This window comes from Pseudomonas sp. BIC9C (assembly GCF_034541995.1).
Taxonomy (GTDB): Bacteria; Pseudomonadota; Gammaproteobacteria; order Pseudomonadales; family Pseudomonadaceae; genus Aquipseudomonas; species Aquipseudomonas fluorescens_CC.
Genome location: NZ_JAWDGM010000003.1, coordinates 626,492 through 646,905, shown reverse-complemented (window position 1 = coordinate 646,905; position 20,414 = coordinate 626,492). Strand labels below are relative to the sequence as shown.

Below are 20,414 nucleotides of genomic sequence, written 5' to 3'. Positions count from 1 at the left end.
TTTCTCATTTGACAATAATTATCATTAAGAATAATTTGTCGCTCGATGTGCAGGACGGCCCCCCCGGTTCATTCGCCGTCCCGCTAACCTTTTGGCAGCAGGGTGATCTCCATGATGGAACCAGTATCCACAAGCAGGTGCGATACACCGCTACTTCAGGCATTCGTCGACAATCGACTGATTCTGGTGAAGATCGCCGCCAGAATTACCGGTTGCCGCTCCCGTGCCGAAGATGTTGTGCAGGATGCATTCTTCCGGTTGCAATCGGCTCCGCCCATCACCAGTTCGATCAAGGCTCAGCTCAGCTACCTGTTCCAGATCGTGCGCAACCTGGCGATCGACCACTACCGCAAGCAGGCGCTGGAGCAGAAATATTCCGGTCCTGAAGAGGAAGGGCTGAATGTGGTGATCCAGGGTGCGTCACCGGAAACGTCGCACATCAACTTCTCGACGCTGGAGCACATTGCCGATGCGTTGACCGAGTTGCCGAGCCGCACCCGCTACGCCTTCGAGATGTATCGCCTGCACGGCGTACCGCAAAAAGACATCGCCAGGGAACTCGGCGTCTCGCCGACCCTGGTGAACTTCATGATTCGCGATGCGCTGGTGCACTGCCGCAAGGTGTCGGGCAAGCGTGGGGATACGGCTGCTCGCCACTAATATCTGAAATCTGCGTCGCTTCCTTCGCGAGCAAGCCCGCTCCCACATTTGATCTGCGTTCGCAGTACCCTGTGGGAGCGGGCTTGCTCGCGAAGGCTGACTCAGGACCGCAGCGAATCTTGAGCCTCAAGCATTACGCCAGTGTGCACCGATCAAAGAACCGCTCCCGCCCCAACACCATCAAGGCCGCGCGCTTGTGCGGGAAGTCGAACTCTTTCTCGCAGTGAAAGCATTGGTTCTGCATGTACCCGATCATCTTCGCGTTATCGGCACGCGGCTCGGCAACCACCCGCTGCGTGCGCGGATCATCGAGAAACAGGTAATGCACCAGCGCCGATAGCCAGCTCGCCACCTTGTGCGGGCCACGGTGGTTTTCTTCGCCCACCAGCATGTGGATGCCACGGTCGTAATCACCAGCATCGTAGAAGGGTGCGATGCGATCCTCCTTGGCCCAATAGGCTTCGAAATAGGCGAAAGGCTGATCGTCGAAACAGCCGATCAACGTCAGGGTGTGGGGGGCAGACTGAAGTTTGCTCAAGTACTCGCGATGCTGTTCGAGGCTGCCCTCCTCTTGCCAGAAACTCGCGACTCGCGGACTGTTCTGCCAACGGTTGAAACGCGGCAAGTCGTCTTCGATGTCGACAGTGCGCAGGGAAATCCACATCCCGAGGCGTGTATCGAAACGCCGGTAGACTTCTCCACGCGGCTTGACCGGACGCAGCGAATGGCGCTTGCCACCACTGATGACCATTTGCTGTGGATAACTGCTGATGGGCGACTGCCCCAGCCAAGGCTGCGGCAACTGCCAGAAAAAGGTGCGCTCGCAACAATAGTCGCCAGCGGATTGCGCAGGGATCAGCAAACCGCTGGACAAGGCTTCAGTCGGGGTTTCATCCAGCTGCCAGGTCAGGCGCTGGCAGGCCGGGTCACGGGTGAACAGCCAGTAACAGGCAGCCCAGATTACGTGGTGGTCAAGACGACCGAAAGCGTCCTCCACTTGAAACCGCAGTTCGGAGTCGCGGGTCAGCCGCAGCTGGATCAACGGTTGATCTTCAAGGCTGAGGCTCAGCCGGCTTTCGGTTTCATCGGCTGCAAGTCGACTGCCTGACGGTAAGGCCAGGGCAGTCAGGTGATTCAGATTAGGCATGGGGTGGGCTCACGATAATCGTCAACGATTCAACGATGTGACGTGAGCCACAGGTAAAAATTTAAGGCCGTAATCGAAATTACGCTGTGGCCCTCCTGGACGTAGCTTCCCTACAAGTCCATTTAAATTTCTTTGAGTTGAATACGGGTTACATCGTAGTCATTCCCGGGAACCGAATTCACATGACTCACGAGTGTGAGCTCCATCTCGCTGGAAGTGGCGATAAACTCACCGCCAAGCATTACCCATGTTCGTGAACTGAGCGTCATGGGCCCTGCAACAGTCAACCCGTCTGCTTCGAGTGACAGTTGGGGAATCGGGTTAGCCGTGGAATTCCGTCGGAGTTCCACGTTGAATGCATATAGACGATTCGGCTCCAGGTCGCGGTAGGTCTTATGCAAATGAATGCCATTGTTGGGACTTGTATACCCCCAATTGAAAAGAAACCATCCAGTGCCATCACTCCTGACAACGAGATCTCTCTCATCTTGCGCAGCAGGGCCTTTTTGCCAGCCATTCCAGTAGTAGTCTTTAAAGTCGGTCAGATCTTCGTATGCCGATCGCACAATCAACTCCAACGGCTGGAGCTCGATGGCCTTGCTGACATCGGTATCGCCATCCGGCGTCAACCGGCAAGTCAAGACCAACTTACTAAGACGCTTCAGCGACTCAAGCTCTGAACGCAGCAATACCCGCTGCAAGCCTGAATCGACCTCTGTCGCAGACACTGGCTCACCGACCATCACATCGAATTCGTAAGGGCTACCATCCTTGCCAGTGCCTTCACCGCGGATCCAGACCCTTTGTCCCACAACCATCCAAGGGGCCCACGGTTTGACCTTGATCGTGGCGTCACCATCAAAGTTACTCAAGTCCAAGATGCCAAGGGTCGCCTCAAGCACGACGAGTTTCGACCAATGCTTAGGCACAAGAACTTTCAGGTTGAGATCCAAAGAAGTTGCTTGCTTGCAGGGACTTGTCACGGTGTAACCGAGGGAAACGGTCTGGCCAATACAAGCGATCACCTCCTCCAGCGACACCTTAAACTCCACATAACCTGGCACGTCATTACCCGGTTTGGCCTGGATCGGCAAAGTCGTTCCATCCGGGCGTTCCCAGCGAAGCTGGATCGTGTGGCGAGGACTGATACGGTCATACATCACTCGTACCGTGACGCCGTCTGTGGCGTTTACCGGGTTGAGGAAATCCCTTGCCGCCTCGTCTACTGTCGGCGGGATCAAGTTCAGGTCTTGCTGATGCACCGTCAGCTCCCGCAACGGGAACCTGACTGAGCTAGGATGATCGACCTGGCCATTGAAGTTGACCGCGAAATGCACCTGAAGCTTGCTGCAATCCGCCAGTTTTTCCAACTCATGACGCGGCAACCAACTGATGACACCGTCATCCTCACCCGACGCGGGAAGCCCTTGCCCCATCAAGACATCGAAGCGGTAAGGCGTGCCATCTTCCAATTCCCCTGTTACCCATAACCAGGTCGGCTGGCCTTCGGCGATAAACCACCACGGGGCCACTGTGCATTCGGCATTTCCCGAGAACGTTCTGAGATCCAACTCGCCAAGCGTGGCTTGGGTGACCTCTGGCATGGGCAAATCAGTGAGACCAAGCACCTTTAGGTTCAGCGGCAGGGACGGCCACTGTATCTGGTCCCGCAAGACCGTGTAGCGCACAGTGACCGATCGGCCAAAGTTGGCACTGATAGCCGAAGGCGGTACCGGGACTTCGACAAAACCCTTGTTCGAACCATACACGCACTCCAGCGGCGGAGTCCCGGCACCGGCAGCCCCCTCGAAAAAGGCACACACCCAGTCGGTCGGTGCCATCCCTGCGTAAACCACGCGAATCGTCGCGCCATGCTTTGCGTTGATCGGGTTGAGCAGGCAGCCCTCAGCCCCGCATTCGGTGGCCTCCAGCACGTTCGGCGCTTTCAGGTCCAGTTCCGGCTCACCCAGCCGCAGGTTTTCAGTAGTGAACCTGAGTTCAAGGGCATTTGCCGGGAGCAAGGAAACCGTCGGATCCGCTGGTGGTGTTCCCATGGAACCGTCGGAAGTAAAAGCCGCTTGCACGGTTATTGACGAGTAGTCGTCATTTCCCTCCAACCAATCTCGGGACAACAATAACTGTGTGAAACCCCGTCGAACTTCCAGCGCAGTCACCCGATGATTTTCCAGCACCCACTCGAACCTGTAGTTGCCGGCATGGTGTTCATTGCCGACCGCCAGAATCCATAGCCGCTGGCCTTCCACCATAAGTGGCCAGGGCTGCAGTTGAATCCGGGCGTCGCCACTGAATTTGCGCATGTCCAGCCAACGCGTGCCCTGGTAAGTCACCACATCAGGAAGTTCCGGCGCCGGTGAAACTTGCGGTTTGAGTTTCTGTACCGTCAAATCAAGCGTGATGGACTCTTCAGATGGTTGATCGTCAAGTATCGCGGTGTACCAGATACCAACGGTGTAGCCCATACAGGCAGCGATCACCGAGACACCGATCTCAAATTCGATACTGCCGCTGTTACTGCCATCCTTGACGGGTATCGTCGGATTGCCTGCACCTAACGGACCGTCCCAGCGCAAATGAATCTTGTGACGGTCACTCATACCCGGAAATTCGACCGTGACCTTGACGCCGTCCCTCGCCAGAAAGGGATCAAGCATGTTATTGGACGTCGCGCCCTCAACAATCGGAACCGGTAGGTCCGCAACGGAAGACTGCGCCTGAGGGACTTTTTCAGATGTTATTGTATTCATGCCGAATCTTCCTTGCAGATCGAGAGTTAACCGCACCCGTTACCACACAGGGTTGTACGGAGATCTAACCTTCGGCAAGAAATCGTGGCTACTGTCAGAGTTGACAGTTTTGTACTGAAAAAAGAACTTTTTCGACGAATGACGCGGACAAAAACGTCTCCATCCTTCGATGTCGCCTCATTCCCGGATCGCCGGCACAAGCGCAATCTTGTACGGATCGAAAATCTTCAACATCTGGCCGTTGTCCCGCAAGCCTTGCAGCACCTTGGCGAATGCCTCGCCGCTGATGGGAGCCGTCGGGCGCAGGATGGCGTAGTGGTGATAGACCTGATCGATGCGTTGGGACGCCAGCAACTCGCTGGCAACTTTTTCATTGCGCAGGAAGTAGTCGCTCAGGTACGAACGCGTGACCAGGGCAATGTCGGCCCGGCCGCGCAACACCATCAGCAGATTGCTGTCATGGGAATAGGTCAGCGTGGCGTTGTAGTTTTTCTCCAGGTACTTGGGATCGGCATTGAAGTCGGCGAACTCGTAGTGATAGCCGCTGAACAGTGCCAGACGCTTGCCGCTCAGGTCGGCGAAATAGCTCTGCTGCCGATCGGGCAGGCGTTGCGCGACAAAAATCTCGGCGTCCTCCAGCCCCATGTCGACGGCGGTATGGGGAATGTCTTTCCAACCCCAGGCCGGATTTTCGAAGATGGCCATGTCGACCCGGCCCTGCTTGAAGTCACCGAAGCGCCGGGGAATGGACGTGGGCACCAGGACAAACTGGTAGTCGCTTTGCGATGCGTTCATCGCCTCGACCAGTTGCGGCAGCAACCCGGTATCGACTCCGGACTCCGGGCGCACGGTGTAGGGAGGAAAGTGCGCGGCACCAATGCGCACCAGTTGTGCAGCCTGGGACGGCACCATCGCTGACGCTGCAAGCATTGCCAGCAAAAGCCGCGAAGCTTTTCGAATTGGCGAACCCATCAAAACGACCCCACTCCCCAATAAATCGGCATCAATGCTATCAAGCTAGGCGGTTTCATCCAGTTAGCCAGTTTAAAGTTGGCCAACACCACTTTATTGCCGGTCTTCCAGCACCAGAATCAACGCTTCATCGGCCAACTGATCGAGGGTCATGCTGCCCCCGGCGCGAAACCAGGTGGTGGTCCAGGACAATGCGCCGGTCAGGAACCGCCGCGTGATGAACACATCGCCGCGGATAAAACCGGCGGCCTTGGCTTCGCCCAGTACCTGCAGCCAGATGTCTTCATAGATATCGCGCAGCGCAAGGACCCTGGCCTGGCCCTCTTCGGACAGCGAGCGCCATTCGTAGACCAACACAGCCATGGCCTCGCCGCTGCCACCCATGATCGACTGCAATTCACAGCGGATCAGCGCCAGCACCCGCTCGCGCACATCGCCGGCCTCGGCGATGGCCGCACGCATCAGCGCGGTGTTGTAGCGAATGGTTTCTTCCATCACGGCGCGCAGGATTTCGTCCTTGCTTTTGAAGTGGTGGAAAATACTCCCGGACTGAATGCCCACGGCGCCGGCCAGATCGCGCACGGTCGTGCGTTCATAGCCTTTATTGCGGAACAGGTGGGCCGCCACTTGCAGCAGCTTGCCACGGGCGCTGTCCGGGTCGGTCAATTGGCCGTCGTTGACCAATTCGCGCATGACCCTCAGGGCTTTTTGCTCGTCCACCCGTTCTCTCCTACAGTCGATCAATCGATAACGCCGATCCCCCGAAAACACCGGAGTTGCGCCGGCAATTTAAGCTGACGGATGGCACCAAGCAAGCGCTTGGGCAGAAGAAAATCAAGTCATTTACAAACCAAGCGCTTGCTTGGTAATGTCAGCACACTTCGGTTGGAGGTGGCTATGGAATGGACTGCGCCTAAAACAATTCGCATCGGTTGCGCCAGCGCCTTCTGGGGCGATACTTCGACCGCTGCCGCGCAACTCGTGGAACACGGGCATCTGGACTATCTGGTCTTCGATTACCTGGCCGAAATCACCCTGTCGATCATGGCCGGCGCGCGGATGAAAGATCCCCGGGCCGGCTATGCGGGCGACTTCATCGAAGTCCTCGCCCCCTTGTTGCCGCAGCTCGCGCAGCACAACATCCGGGTCATCAGCAATGCCGGTGGCGTCAATCCCCAAGCCTGCGCCGCCGCCCTGCAAGCGGCCTGCGACAAGGCCGGGGTGGCCTTGAAGATCGCCGTGCTGCTGGGTGATGACCTGCAACCGCAATTCAAACAACTGGGCAGCCTGGGCATTCATGAAATGTTCAGCGGCGCGCCCCTGCCATCGATGTGCGTCTCGACCAATGCCTACCTCGGTGCCCCCGGCATCGTCGAAGCCCTGCGTCTGGGCGCGGACATCGTGATCACCGGGCGCGTGGTCGACAGTGCGGTGGTCAGCGCTGCGCTGGTGCATGAGTTCGGCTGGTCGTGGCACGACTACGACAAGCTCGCCCAGGCGGCACTGGCCGGGCACATCAACGAATGCGGCGCCCAGTGCACGGGCGGCAACTTCACCGATTGGCGCGACGTCCCCGACTACGAACACATCGGTTTTCCCATCGTCGAAGTCAGCGCCGACAGCCAGTTCATCGTCAGCAAACCCGAAGGTACCGGCGGGCTGGTCACGCCGCTGACGGTGGGCGAACAGATGCTGTACGAAATCGGTGACCCGCGCGCGTATCTGCTGCCCGACGTGGTGTGCGATTTCACTCAGGTCAAACTGCTGCAACAAGGCAGGAACGCGGTACAGGTGCACGGCGCCAAAGGCCTGCCGCCGACGGCTCAATACAAGGTCAGCGCCACATACCCCGATGGTTTTCGCTGCACCGCCAGTTGCCTGATTGCCGGCATCGATGCCGTCGACAAGGCGCGACGAGTCAGCGCGGCGATCATCGACAAGACCTCGGAAATGTTCCGCCAGCGCGGCTGGGCGCCGTACAGCGAGGTGAATATCGAGTTGCTGGGCAGCGAGGCCACCTACGGCCCCCACGGCCAGCGTCAGGACAGCCGCGAAGTGGTGATCAAACTCGCGGTGCGCCACCCGGACAAGCAGGCATTGGTCGTGTTCTCCCGGGAAATCGCCCAGGCCGCCACCGGCATGGCGCCAGGGCTGACCGGCATTGTCGGTGGCCGGCCGACGGTGTATCCGCTGATCCGGCTGTTCTCGTTCCTCATCGACAAAACCGCCTGCACGCTGGACATTGATTTCATGGGTCAACGCCACCCGTGTGCCCTGCCCGCCCTCGATGTGCTCGACCCGCTGGACCTGCCAGCCCTGCTCGCGCCACCGAAACCGATTGGCCTGGCCGACGCCAGCGTGGCTCTGGTCAAGCTGGCAGTCGCCCGTTCTGGCGACAAGGGCAACCACTGCAACATCGGCGTCATGGCCCGCGAGCCCGAATTCCTGCCATGGATCGCCGAAGCCCTGACCCCGGCAGTGATCGTCGACTGGATGGGCCACGTCCTCGATCCAATCCACGGACGGGTTGAACGCTGGTACTTGCCCGCCAGCCATAGCCTGAATTTCCTGCTGGAAAACGCCCTCGGCGGCGGCGGTGTCGCCAGCCTGCGAATCGATCCGCAAGGCAAAGCCTTCGCCCAGCAACTGCTGGAAATCCAGATCCCGGTGCCGCAACGCATCGCCGACCAGTTCAACTAGAGGATCGCCGCCATGACCTACGATTCGATTTTCAGAGCCGATCTGTTTGCCGGCCAAAACATCATCGTCACAGGTGGTGGCAGTGGCATCGGCCGCTGCACCGCCCACGAACTGGCGGCCCTCGGCGCCCATGTGCTGCTGGTCGGGCGCAAGGCCGACAAGCTCAAAACCGTTGCGGCAGAGATTGCCGAAGACGGCGGCACGGCCGATTGGGCGGTTTGCGACATCCGCGAGGAAGAACCGGTGCAGCACCTGGTCAGCGAATTGATCCGCAAGCATGGCCCCATCCATGGCCTGGTCAACAATGCGGGCGGGCAGTATCCGTCGCCCTTGGCCTCGATCAATCAGAAGGGTTTCGAAACCGTGATGCGCACCAATCTGGTGGGCGGTTTCCTGATGGCCCGGGAAGTGTTCAACCAGTCCATGAGCAAGCACGGCGGCGCCATCGTCAACATGCTCGCCGACATGTGGGGGGGCATGCCCGGTATGGGTCATTCCGGCGCGGCACGTTCGGGCATGGACAACCTGACGAAGACCGCCGCGTACGAATGGGGCCATGCCGGGGTGCGGGTCAACGCCGTGGCGCCGGGCTGGATTGCCTCCAGCGGCATGGACACCTACGAAGGCGCCTTCAAGGCCGTGATTCCGACCTTGCGCGAACACGTGCCGCTCAAGCGCATCGGCACCGAATCAGAGGTCAGCGCGGCGATTGTGTTCCTGCTCAGCCCGGCGGCGGCGTTCGTCAGCGGCAGCACCCTGCGCATCGACGGCGCCGCCAGCCTCGGCGGGCGCGCCTGGCCTATCCACAAGGCAACCAACAGTGAGTCGTACAACGGCTTCCACCGCGCCTACATACCAGACGTGTTGAAGGACAAGGAATAACCCATGCCGGTGATTCAGTCGCAACTCGATCCCCACAGCGAGCCGTTCGCCCAGAACCGTGCGGCGATGCTGAGCGCCATCGAACAAGTGCGCGCGCTCGAACAGAACTTGCTGAACAAGGCTGCCGAAGCCAAACCCAGGTTCGAAAAACGCGGTCAGTTGTTGCCCCGCGAGCGCCTCAACCTGCTGCTGGACCCCGGCGCGCCGTTTCTCGAACTGGCGAGCCTGGCCGGCTACAAGCTGCACGACGACAAGGACGGCAGCTCCGCCGGTGGCGGCTTGATCGCCGGTATCGGCTATGTCTGCGGCGTGCGCGTGCTGGTGGTGGCGAACAACAGCGCGATCAAGGGCGGGACCATTTCCCCCAGCGGTTTGAAAAAATCCCTGCGCCTGCAACAGATCGCCATGGAAAACAAACTGCCGGTGATCACCCTCGCCGAAAGTGGCGGCGCCAACCTCAATTACGCGGCGGAAATTTTCGTCGAAGGCGCGCGCAGCTTTGCCAATCAGGCACGGATGTCGGCCATGGGCTTGCCGCAGGTGACCGTGGTCCACGGCTCGGCCACGGCGGGCGGTGCCTATCAGCCGGGTTTGTCGGATTACGTGGTGGTGGTGCGCGGCAAGGCCAAGCTGTTTCTCGCCGGCCCGCCACTGCTCAAGGCGGCCACCGGCGAAGTCGCGACCGATGAAGAGCTGGGCGGCGCCGAGATGCACGCGCAAACCGCCGGCACCGCCGAATACCTGGCCGAAAACGACGTCGACGGTGTGCGCCAGGTACGCGAGATTGTCAGCCTGCTGCCGTGGAACGAGCAGTTGCCCCGACTACCCGAGCGTCGCTGGGAGGAGCCGCTCTACCCCATCGACGAAGTGCTTGGCCTGATCCCGGATGATCCGAAAAACCCTACGACGTGCGCGAAATCATCGCCCGTCTCGCCGACGCTTCGAACTTTCTTGAATTCAAAGGCGAGTTCGATCAGCAGACCGTCTGCGGTCACCTGAAAATTCAGGGGCGCGCCTGCGGCTTCATCGGCAACAACGGCCCCATCACGCCAAAAGGCGCGAGCAAGGCCGCCCAGTTCATCCAGCTGTGCGACCAGAGCCAGACGCCGTTGCTGTTTTTCCACAACACCACCGGGTTCATGGTCGGCACCGAATCGGAACAACAAGGCGTGATCAAGCACGGCGCGAAGATGATTCAAGCGGTGGCCAACGCCCGCGTGCCGAAACTGACCATCGTCGTTGGTGGCTCTTATGGCGCCGGCAACTACGCAATGTGCGGACGCGGCCTCGACCCGCGATTCATCTTCGCCTGGCCCAACAGCCGCACGGCGGTGATGGGCGGCGCGCAAGCGGGCAAAGTGCTGCGCATCGTCACCGAGGCCAAGCAGGCCAAGGACGGCCTGGTGCCCGATCCGAAAATGCTCGACATGCTGGAACAGGTCACCGCGCAGAAACTCGACAGCCAGTCCACGGCGCTCTACGGCAGCGCCAATCTGTGGGACGACGGTTTGATCGACCCGCGCGATACCCGGACCTTGCTGGGTTACTTACTGGATATTTGTCACGAGGCCGAGGTGCGGCCATTGCAAACCAACAGCTTTGGTGTGGCGCGGTTCTAAGCCGACTAACAGGAGAACAATAAGAATGATCTTCACCCAGGAACACGAAGCACTGCGCCGCACCGTGCGCCAATTCGTCGAGCACGAGATCAACCCGCACGTCGAGGAATGGGAAAAGGCCGGGCGCTTCCCCATCCACGAAATCTTCCGCAAGGCCGGCGACCTCGGCTTGCTGGGCATTTCCAAACCGGAAAAATTCGGCGGCATGGGGCTCGACTACAGCTATTCGATCGTCGCCGCCGAAGAGTTCGGCACCATTCATTGCGGTGGCATACCGATGTCCATCGGCGTACAGACCGACATGTGCACGCCTGCACTGGCACGGTTCGGCTCCGATGAATTGCGCGACGAATTCCTGCGCCCGGCCATCAGCGGCGAGCAGGTCGGCTGCATCGGAGTCTCCGAAGTCGGTGCCGGCTCCGACGTCGCCGGATTGAAAACCACCGCGCGCAAGGACGGCGACGACTACGTAATCAACGGCAGCAAGATGTGGATCACCAACTCGCCGAGCGCTGACTTCATCTGCCTGCTGGCCAATACCTCGGACGACAAACCGCACATCAATAAATCGCTGATCATGGTGCCAATGAACACACCGGGCATCAGCTTGAGTTCTCACCTGGACAAACTCGGCATGCGCAGCTCGGAAACCGCCCAAGTGTTTTTCGACAACGTGCGTGTACCGCAGCGCAACCGCATCGGCCATGAAGGCGCGGGGTTCATGATGCAGATGCTGCAGTTCCAGGAGGAACGCCTGTTCGGTGCGGCCAACATGATCAAGGGCCTGGAGTACTGCGTCGACAGCACCATCGAATACTGCAAGGAGCGCAAAACCTTCGGCAATGCGCTGATCGACAATCAGGTGATCCACTTCCGCCTGGCTGAACTGCAAACCGAAATCGAATGCCTGCGGGCGCTGGTCTACCAGGCCACCGAGCAATACGTCAAAGGCCAGGACGTGACGCGCCTGGCCTCCATGGCCAAGCTCAAGGCCGGGCGACTGGGCCGCGAAGTCAGTGACAGTTGCCTGCAATATTGGGGCGGCATGGGCTTCATGTGGGACAACCCGGTGGCCCGGGCCTACCGCGATGTCCGGCTGGTGTCGATTGGCGGCGGCGCCGACGAAATCATGCTGGGGATCATCTGCAAACTGATGGGCATTCTGCCGGGGAAAAAGAAATGAGCAGCCTGCCGGTTTGCCAGACCTTGCTGCTGGAACTGCACAGCGGCGTATTGCACATCACCCTCAATCGCCCGGACAGCCGCAACGCCATGAGCGTGCAGATGGTCAGCGAGTTGCGCTCGGTACTGGCCGCCGTTCGCGATGACCGAGGCGTTCGGGCACTGGTGGTCGGCGGTGCCGGCGGCCACTTCTGCGCCGGCGGCGATCTCAAGGACATGGCCAGCGCCCGTGCTCAGGCTTCGAGCGCACAGCGCGACTTGAATCGGGTCTTCGGTGCGCTGCTGCAAGAGGTGCAACAGGCTCCGCAAGTGGTAATCACGGTGCTGCAAGGCGCGGTGCTCGGCGGTGGTTTCGGCCTGGCCTGTGTCAGCGATATCGCTTTGGCCGATCATCAGGCGCAATTCGGCCTGCCGGAAACCAGCCTTGGCCTGTTGCCGGCGCAAATCGCGCCATTCGTGGTGCAGCGCATCGGCCTGACCGAAACCCGGCGCCTGGCCCTCACCGCGGCGCGTTTTGATGGTCACCAGGCACGGCGCATGGGGCTGGTGCATTTTGTCGAGCATGATCCGCAGGCCCTGGCTGAGCGTCTCGATGAGGTGTTGGCGCATGTGTTGTGTTGTGCGCCCGAGGCGAATGCGATGACCAAGAAACTCCTGCTGGCGAGTGCCGGACAACCGTCGGATGTTCTACTGGATCAGGCCGCCGAATGGTTCGGCGAAGCGGTGACCGGGGCAGAAGGTGTCGAGGGAACGATGGCCTTCGTGCAAAAACGCAAACCGGGGTGGGCCACTTAAAAGCTTCGCGAGCAAGCCCGCTCCCACATTGGAACGCATTTCAAATGTGGGAGCGGGCTTGCTCGCGAAGAGGCCCGAACAAACACCGCAAAATACAGAGAGCCAACCCATGCCCGGACTCAAAAAAATCCTCATCGCCAACCGCGGTGAAATCGCCTGCCGCATCCAGCGCACGGCCCAGGCGCTGGGCTATCGCACGGTCGCCGTGTTCAGCGACGCCGACGCCGATGCACTGCACGTGCAGATGGCCGACGAGGCCGTCAACATCGGTCCGGCCGCGGTACAACAGTCTTATTTGAATATCCCGGCCATCCTCGACGCAGCCCGGCGCACAGGCGCGGATGCGATCCATCCGGGCTACGGTTTCCTCTCGGAAAACGCCGGGTTTGCCCGCGCTTGCCAGGACGTCGGCATCACCTTCATCGGCCCCAGCCCCGAGGCCATCGAACTGATGGGCAGCAAGCGCCTTTCGAAGATCGCCATGATCGAAGCCGGTGTGCCCTGCATCGACGGTTATCAAGGCGACGGGCAGGACGACGCCACCCTGAGCCGCGAAGCCGGGCGCATCGGCTATCCGTTGATGATCAAGGCCAGTGCTGGCGGCGGTGGACGCGGTATGCGCCTGGTGCACGACGCCGGCCATTTGCTGGAACAGATCCGTACCGCGCGTTCCGAAGCCCTGAACGGTTTTGGCAGCGGCGAACTTATTCTCGAACAGGCGCTGGTCGAACCACGTCATGTCGAAGTTCAACTGTTCGGTGACCGCCACGGCAACCTGATTTACCTCGGCGAGCGTGATTGTTCGGTGCAGCGCCGCCATCAGAAAGTCATCGAAGAAGCACCCTGCCCGGTGATGACACCTGAACTGCGCCAGGCCATGGGCGAAGCGGCGCTCAAGGCCGGGCGGGCAGTGCAGTACGTCGGCGCGGGCACCGTGGAGTTTTTGCTGGATGCGCGCGGGAAGTTTTACTTCCTGGAGATGAATACCCGGTTGCAGGTGGAACACCCGGTCACCGAACTGATCACCGGGCTGGACCTGGTGGCCTGGCAGTTGAACATCGCCGAAGGGCACCCGCTGCCATTGCGCCAGGAGCAGGTGCAACTCCACGGGCACGCCATGGAAGTGCGCCTGTATGCCGAAGATCCGGCTCAGGGTTTCCTGCCGCAAACCGGGCGCGTGGTGGCCTGGGAACCGGGATTGCAGGACGGCGTTCGATTCGACCACGGCCTGATCGAAGGCCAGGTCATCAGCCCCTTCTACGACCCGATGCTCGGCAAGCTCATCGCCCACGGCGCCACCCGCGAAGAAGCCAGGCGCAAATTGCTGCGGGCAGTACAAGACAGCGTGCTGCTGGGCGTGCAAAGCAATCAGCGCTTGCTCGCCAGCCTGCTGGATCACCCACAGTTCGCCTGCGGTGAATTCACTACCGGCTTCATCCCGCAGCACTTCGCCGACCACGCCTGCCTGCATCCCCACAATCCGGGCGTGCACGCTGTAGCCATCGCCGCCGCCCTGTTCTATCAAGCTTCGGCGCAGGCTCATCCGGCCCCCCTTTGCGGTTGGCGTAACAACGCCAGCATGCCATTGCACTATTGCATTGGCCTTGAGGACCGGGACTGGCCGGTAGCGTTGCAGGCAACCCCGGGCGAGCCGTTGCGCATTCAGGTCGCCGAGCGCAGCCTCGAACTGAAGCTCATCCACAGCGACGGACGCTGGGCCACCCTCGAAATCGAGGGCATCCGCCAACGCCATGCCTATCGACTGGAAGCAGGGCAACTCTGGCTGTTTACCCGGCCGGGCAGTCTGCAGTTCGTGGATCGCACTCAGGCGCAGGTTACCGGCCAGGCCAGTGTCAGCTCCGGCACCCTCAAGGCACCGATGGACGGGGCGATTGTCGACGTCCTGGTCAACGAAGGCAGCCCGGTCACCAAGGGCCAGTTGCTGGTGGTCCTGGAGGCGATGAAAATGGAGCACCCATTGAAATCGGGCATCGACGGTGTGCTCAAACGCCTGCAAGTCAAAGTCGGGGATCAGGTGAAAAACCGGCAGATTCTGTTGGAGGTCGAATAAGCCGCTAGGCGGAACCGTCGGGTTTGGCTACGCTCAAACCCTACAGGACGCGGATACCAGGAACCCTGCAATGCCTCATTGGCTGGTCATTGATCTGGAGGCCACCACCGATGAGGGTGGTTGGCCCATTAAAGATATGGAAATCATTGAAATCGGCGCCACCCTGGTGGACCGCAAGGGACGTGAACTGGACCACTTCCAGCGCTTCGTCCGCCCCTTGCGACGGCCATTGCTGACGCCGTTTTGCCGCGAGCTGACGCACATCACCCAAGCCAACATCGATGCCGCGCAACCGCTGGGCGAAGTCTGGCCGGCGTTTGAACGCTGGCTCGGCCAACACCACACGCGACTGGAAGGCTGGGTCAGTTGGGGCGATTACGATCGCAAGCAATTGCTTCAGGAATGGCAGCAGTTGGGACTCGCCAGCGCGCTGGCCAACGTGCCACACATGAACCTCAAGCAGCGCTTTGCCAAGGCCCGGCGCCTGGAACGCCCGCTGGGGCTCAACGGCGCCCTGCAACTGGCCGGCCTGCAGTTCACCGGCCAGCAACACCGGGCGCTGGAAGACGCGCGCAATACCGCGCGACTGCTGCCGCTGGTTCTTCCGCTTTAGACAGGTGACGACACTCAGGGCCTTGTGCATACTGGCCGGCCCTTTTTAGCCCTTTTCGAGGAATCGCCCATGTTTAAAGTCAACGAGTACTTCGACGGCACCGTCAAGTCGATCGCCTTTGGCACCGCAGAAGGTCCGGCGACCATCGGCGTCATGGCTCCGGGCGAGTACGAATTCGGCACCAGCCAGCGTGAAATCATGCACGTAGTCAGCGGTGCATTGACCGTCAAACTGCCAGACAGCAGCGACTGGGAAACCTTCGCCGCCGGCAGCCAGTTCAACGTGCCAGCCAACAGCAAGTTCCAGCTCAAAGTGGCCGTCGACACCGCTTACCTGTGCGAATACCGCGGCTAAGCCCGCGGGGCTTCACCGAAGTAAAAGTCAGCGCCATGAAAAAGCCCGTGTCCAAGGACACGGGCTTAATGAGATGGTCAGCCTGACCGAGAAGCCCTGCAGGTTTACGCTTGCAGGGCTTTTCTCGTTTTCGGCGGAGGATCTCTCATGAACACGATGACGCTTCTCGGTATCGACATTGGAAAACACAGTTTCCACCTGCACGGCCAGGACGCCAAAGGTCATCAGGTTTTACGCAAGAAAACCAGCCGCGCTCAGTTGCTCAGCACATTGGCCCAGCTGCCGGCCTGTACGGTGGTGATGGAATCGTGCGGTGGCGCCCATTGGCTGGCTCGACAGATCGGTGCAATGGGCCATGAGGTGAAGCTGATCGCCCCGCAGTACGTAAAACCATTCGTCAAAGGCAACAAAAACGACTTCATTGATGCCGAAGCGATTTGCGAGGCGGCGAGCCGCCCCGCGATGCGCTTCTGCTCGATCAAAACCCAGAGCAGCAAACGCTTTCAGCGCTGCACCGTGTCCGCGAATCATTGATTGGCCATCGCACTGTCGCGACCAATCAGATTCATGGCTTTCTGCTGGAGTTCGGGATCAGCCTGCCTATTGGCGTTATTGCGTTGCACCGCGTGCCGGCGCTGCTGGACGATCCACAACACCCCGTTCCTGTGCGCTTGAAGGGCGTGGTGATGCGTCTTTATCGTCAAATTCAACAGCTCAATGATGAAATCAAGGACATCGAGTCCGACCTGAAGCAGCAGCTGAAAGAAGACGATGCCGGGCGTCGTTTGCAGAGTATTCCAGGCATCGGCCCGATCACTGCCAGCGCAGTACTGGCGGATGTGGGCGATGCGTCGAACTATCGAAGTGGACGCGACTTTGCCGCTTCATTAGGACTGGTGCCGAGGCAGTATTCAACGGGAGGGAAAACGGTGCTATTGGGGATCAGCAAGCGTGGCGACAAGCACATACGCCAACTGCTGGTGCAGGGCGCGCGAGCCATCATGCGTTATATCGACAAGCGGGAAGATGCACTGGGGCCTTGGGTTCGAGAACTGCTGACGCGCCGACATTCCAATGTCGTAGCGTGCGCGTTGGCCAACAAACTGGCGCGAATCGTGTGGGCGGTACTGGCCAAAGGCGGCCAGTACGACCCACATCCGAACGCTTGAACGTACAGCTTTATCACCGGCTTTTGCGACGTCACTGACTGATGACAGTAAACGGCAAACGGCCCGACTGAGGACCTGGCACAAAATTCAGCTTTAGAGGCTGAGGGCTTTTTCAGGACAGTCGGGAGCGGCTACTCATCGAGGGCCGAGCGTTGTTACAGCAACGCTCACCATGAGCCCGAATACATTAGCGCAAGCCAGCTTTACCGAAAACAACCAATGAGGTTGCAGGAGATGGGCTGACCATACATTTTTGTTGTGCGGGCGATGAACTGAGGGTTTCTACTCCAGAATTTCCACCGGCATGCCGACTTCGAGTCGACCGTTGCCGTCGTTCACCAGGTTCTGGCCGAACATGGCGCCATCCGCCTGCGAACGGTATTTCTGCAAGGTGGCCAAGGGTTCGCGGTCGTCGCTGCGTTCCCCGGTTTGCGGGTCGATGGTGGTCAGGATGCAGCGTGAACAGGACTTGACCACGCGGAACTCGACCTCGCCGATACGGATACGCTTCCAGCCGTCCTCGGCGAACGCTTCACTGCCTTCGATCACCAGGTTTGGCCGAAAACGCAGCATCTCCAACGGACGCCCGACCCGTTGCGACAAGTCCTCGAGGGAGGCCTGACCAATCAGCAACAGCGGATAGCCATCGGCGAACGCCACCTGATCGTCATCCTTGCCGTAACCCGCCTCCGTCATTCGCGCCCGATCAAGCGGCACTTGCACCAGACGTGTCGATTTTCCGATGAACTGGCTGACCCAGGCCCCTGCTTCATCGCCGGCATCGGGGACTCGCAAGGTATCGCGCCAGATCGTCACACCACGCAGTTGTGCATCACTGCCGGGCAGGGCAATGTCGATCGGCGAATGACCGGGCGCACTGAGGGTCAAGCCGCCTTCGGCATTCCACAACGCCGACAACTGGCTCATCTGCGCCACCGCACGCTGGGTCAGGAAGCGACCGCTGGCCTCATCCACCAGCATCCAGCGGCGATCGCCGTCCAGCCCGAGTTTATCGAGACCGATCTGTTGCAGTACCTCGCCCTTGGCGGACTTCAACGGATAACGATACAGCGCGCTCAGACGCAACATGGCCAGCTCCCTGGTAGGCAAAAACGCCACCCTATACGAGCTTGATCACCGAATCAAAGAGCAAAAACCTGTAGGAGCGAGCTCGCTCGCGAAAAACCCAAGGACGCCGCTGGGCATCTGGCTTTACGAGTTATCGTTAAAGACCATCGCGAGCGAGCTCGCTCCTGCAAGGGCTCAGACGGGGATGGCGTCGAGCATCAAACGCTGGCGCACTACGTCGACGAGTTTGTCCGGCTGGAATTTGGAGAGAAAATTGTCGCAACCGACCTTTTTGACCATCGAGTCGTTGAAGCTGCCGGACAGCGAGGTGTGCAGCACCACGTACAAGCCGCGCAGGCGTGGATCGTTGCGAATTTCAGTGGTCAGGCGATAGCCATCCATTTCCGGCATTTCCGCATCGGTGAAGACCATCAGCAGTTTTTCGGTCATGTCCACGCCGGTATCGGCCCAGGCCTTGAGCATGTTCAAGGCCTTCAATCCGTCGCTGGCGATGTGCATCTTCACGCCCAGTTGTCCCAGGGTATCGCGCAATTGCGCCAGAGCCACGTTCGAGTCATCCACCAGCAGCACCTCACGGCCGCGGGCGCGTTCCAGTACCGGATCTTCGAGTTTGTCGCGGGATACTTTGGCGTTGTACGGGACGATTTCGGCCAGGACCTTTTCGACGTCGATGATTTCCACCAGTTGATCGTCGACTTTGCTGATGGCCGTCAGGTAGTGCTGGCGCCCGGCGCTGCTCGGAGGCGGCAGGATGGCTTCCCAGTTCATGTTGACGATCCGGTCCACGCCACCGACCAGGAAGGCCTGAACCGAACGGTTGTATTCGGTGACAATAATCGTGCTGCCAGGCCCCGGCACCAATGGGCGCATGCCAATGGCCTGGGACAGGTCGATCACCGGCAGGGTCTGACCACGCAGGTTGACCACGCCACACACGAAAGGATGTCGCTGCGGCATCAGCGTCAACTTTGGCAGTTGCAAGACTTCCTGTACTTTAAAGACGTTGATCGCGAACAATTGCCGTCCGGCGAGCCGGAACATGAGAATTTCCAGGCGATTCTCACCCACCAGTTGCGTGCGTTGGTCTACCGTGTCGAGAATGCCGGCCATCAATGACTCCTGGTCTTGTTCGGATGAATTCACTTAAAGAAGGTTATCGGCTGTTTTTTCCGAAGCTTGACCCTCTCTAAAATGCCACGCCCGGTCATTGATGTCACATTAACATCATGCTTTACTGGCGCCGTGATTACACCTGCTGCACTCCTGCGTCACGCGACCACAGTTCACGTGATAGGTTCCGCTGCGTAAGGGATTCCCCTATCAACAATCAGGTGCAACCTGATATTCGCAATATCCAATAGCCATTAATGTGACGCCATTCTCATTGCATGAACGGAGTCAGGCTTTTGTGTGCGATCGCAAGTAAGTGGCCAACCACCCTCTCGTGTTCCCCAGCCTGCCTTCGGGCCAGCCGAAGCTCGTTCACCCGACGACTCGGCAATGCCGGGGTCCCGACCGCCCTCGTCGACACACACGATATCCCCTCATTTGACACGAAGTTGTGGAGATAAGTATGCCGAACGACCGTAAAGAGTGGGCCCAGCGGCTCCCGGAGTTTCTCGTCGAGGCTGAAACACTCCTGGCCAAAACCGAGGAATGCCTGAGTCATCTACAGCTGATCAGCAATGACAAGGACGCCATCGACTGCATGCTCAGCACACTGCTCAAGCTGGCCAACAAGGCCGATGCCCTGGCGTTGGCGGCCGTGTCTGAGTTTTCCCTGCATATTCATGGCCTGCTCAACCATGCACAAAACACGATGAGCCTGCACGACGAGGCGCTGAGCGCCCTGAAAGACTGCCTGACCCTGATTGCCTGGCAACTCGAACTCATCGACCAGACCACCGGACAGCTCAGTCTCGACGACAGCGAGCAGGTGACCCTTATCGAAGCCTTTGCCTTTCAGGTCGGGCAAAGCCGATATCAACCACCGGCCCACTCCAGGCCGTTCACCCTCGTATCCTATTCGGAACGACAGGCCTGAACTAACCCAACTATGCCGAGTGGCGTGATTGGGTTATCAATACCGCGCTGTAACTTGAGCGCGCACATGTCGCAAATCAAGATCTCATAGCTATTAACGACATATTGAAACAAACAATAGTGTCCAACGACAGCTGCGAGCCTGTCTTGTCCAGGGTATTGCCTTGTATCAACAATGCCCCAAGGACTATCGCCCTCTTGCGACGACGAGTACCCTGTTTTTTCCATTATGGAACCACCGTCCAGACACCTGAATTCCTGACTCTCCGGGCATATTCAGGAACGCGACCAACGGTATCTTAAGTGCTAATATGACGCCTGTTAGTTGGCGCCAATTAATGGCAGTGTGATCG

General features: G+C 59.5%; 15 protein-coding genes and 2 pseudogenes. 11 read left to right on the top strand and 6 right to left on the bottom strand.

Annotation, left to right across the window (positions count from 1 at the left end; all coding sequences use genetic code 11):
* Positions 1-111 precede the first annotated feature (111 nt).
* The gene (locus tag RS887_RS17585; protein WP_057396492.1) at positions 112-660 is read left to right on the top strand and encodes an RNA polymerase factor sigma-70; all 549 of its coding nucleotides are present in this window, start codon (positions 112-114) and stop codon (positions 658-660) included.
* Positions 661-793: 133 nt separating this feature from the next.
* Here the strand turns inward: RS887_RS17585 and RS887_RS17580 are convergent, their stop codons facing one another.
* The 4 genes from RS887_RS17580 to RS887_RS17565 form a co-directional block, all read right to left on the bottom strand.
* Positions 794-1,807, bottom strand: coding sequence for a GNAT family N-acetyltransferase (locus RS887_RS17580; RefSeq protein WP_322616315.1), 1,014 nt, complete (start codon positions 1,805-1,807; stop codon positions 794-796).
* Positions 1,808-1,929: 122 nt separating this feature from the next.
* On the bottom strand, positions 1,930-4,572 hold the full coding sequence (locus tag RS887_RS17575; RefSeq protein WP_322616314.1) for a hypothetical protein: 2,643 nt from the start codon (positions 4,570-4,572) through the stop codon (positions 1,930-1,932).
* 177 nt (positions 4,573-4,749) lie between these two features.
* A complete protein-coding gene (locus tag RS887_RS17570) occupies positions 4,750-5,544 on the bottom strand; it encodes a transporter substrate-binding domain-containing protein (protein ID WP_322616313.1) in 795 nt (264 codons plus the stop codon).
* A gap of 93 nt (positions 5,545-5,637) precedes the next feature.
* A complete protein-coding gene (locus tag RS887_RS17565) occupies positions 5,638-6,264 on the bottom strand; it encodes a TetR/AcrR family transcriptional regulator (protein ID WP_111289099.1) in 627 nt (208 codons plus the stop codon).
* A 177-nt stretch (positions 6,265-6,441) separates the two neighbouring features.
* Here RS887_RS17565 and RS887_RS17560 point away from each other — a divergent pair, with 177 nt between their 5' ends.
* The 9 genes and pseudogenes from RS887_RS17560 to RS887_RS17520 all read left to right on the top strand — a co-directional run bounded on the left by RS887_RS17560 (position 6,442) and on the right by RS887_RS17520 (position 16,929).
* Positions 6,442-8,244, top strand: coding sequence for an acyclic terpene utilization AtuA family protein (locus RS887_RS17560; RefSeq protein ID WP_322616312.1), 1,803 nt, complete (start codon positions 6,442-6,444; stop codon positions 8,242-8,244).
* Between the two features lie 12 nt (positions 8,245-8,256).
* On the top strand, positions 8,257-9,126 hold the full coding sequence (locus RS887_RS17555) for an SDR family oxidoreductase (protein ID WP_008020381.1): 870 nt from the start codon (positions 8,257-8,259) through the stop codon (positions 9,124-9,126).
* 3 nt (positions 9,127-9,129) lie between these two features.
* Positions 9,130-10,745 (top strand): annotated as a pseudogene (atuC, locus tag RS887_RS17550) (geranyl-CoA carboxylase subunit beta).
* A 25-nt stretch (positions 10,746-10,770) separates the two neighbouring features.
* Entirely contained in the window at positions 10,771-11,928 is a 1,158-nt protein-coding gene (gene atuD / locus RS887_RS17545) for a citronellyl-CoA dehydrogenase (RefSeq protein ID WP_322616311.1), read from the top strand.
* A complete protein-coding gene (locus tag RS887_RS17540) occupies positions 11,925-12,722 on the top strand; it encodes an enoyl-CoA hydratase/isomerase family protein (protein ID WP_322616310.1) in 798 nt (265 codons plus the stop codon). Before atuD ends, RS887_RS17540 begins: the two co-directional genes overlap by 4 nt.
* 109 nt (positions 12,723-12,831) lie before the next feature.
* Positions 12,832-14,793 (top strand): acetyl/propionyl/methylcrotonyl-CoA carboxylase subunit alpha, encoded by a 1,962-nt coding sequence (locus tag RS887_RS17535; protein ID WP_322616309.1) that lies wholly within the window; start codon positions 12,832-12,834, stop codon positions 14,791-14,793.
* Positions 14,794-14,863: 70 nt separating this feature from the next.
* On the top strand, positions 14,864-15,406 hold the full coding sequence (locus RS887_RS17530; protein WP_008020376.1) for an exonuclease domain-containing protein: 543 nt from the start codon (positions 14,864-14,866) through the stop codon (positions 15,404-15,406).
* A gap of 69 nt (positions 15,407-15,475) precedes the next feature.
* Positions 15,476-15,760 (top strand): pyrimidine/purine nucleoside phosphorylase, encoded by a 285-nt coding sequence (locus tag RS887_RS17525; RefSeq protein WP_007940055.1) that lies wholly within the window; start codon positions 15,476-15,478, stop codon positions 15,758-15,760.
* Positions 15,761-15,907: 147 nt separating this feature from the next.
* Positions 15,908-16,929 (top strand): annotated as a pseudogene (locus RS887_RS17520) (IS110 family transposase).
* A 282-nt stretch (positions 16,930-17,211) separates the two neighbouring features.
* Here the strand turns inward: RS887_RS17520 and RS887_RS17515 are convergent.
* Positions 17,212-18,018, bottom strand: a complete 807-nt coding sequence (locus RS887_RS17515) for an MOSC domain-containing protein (RefSeq protein ID WP_322616308.1) — start codon at positions 18,016-18,018, stop codon at positions 17,212-17,214.
* Positions 18,019-18,192: 174 nt separating this feature from the next.
* Positions 18,193-19,128: a chemotaxis protein CheV gene (locus RS887_RS17510; protein WP_322616307.1), complete on the bottom strand. Its 936-nt coding sequence runs from the start codon at positions 19,126-19,128 to the stop codon at positions 18,193-18,195.
* A gap of 463 nt (positions 19,129-19,591) precedes the next feature.
* On the opposite strand from RS887_RS17510, the gene RS887_RS17505 reads away from it, so the two are divergent.
* Positions 19,592-20,062, top strand: coding sequence for a hypothetical protein (locus tag RS887_RS17505; RefSeq protein WP_322616306.1), 471 nt, complete (start codon positions 19,592-19,594; stop codon positions 20,060-20,062).
* Positions 20,063-20,414: the final 352 nt, after the last annotated feature.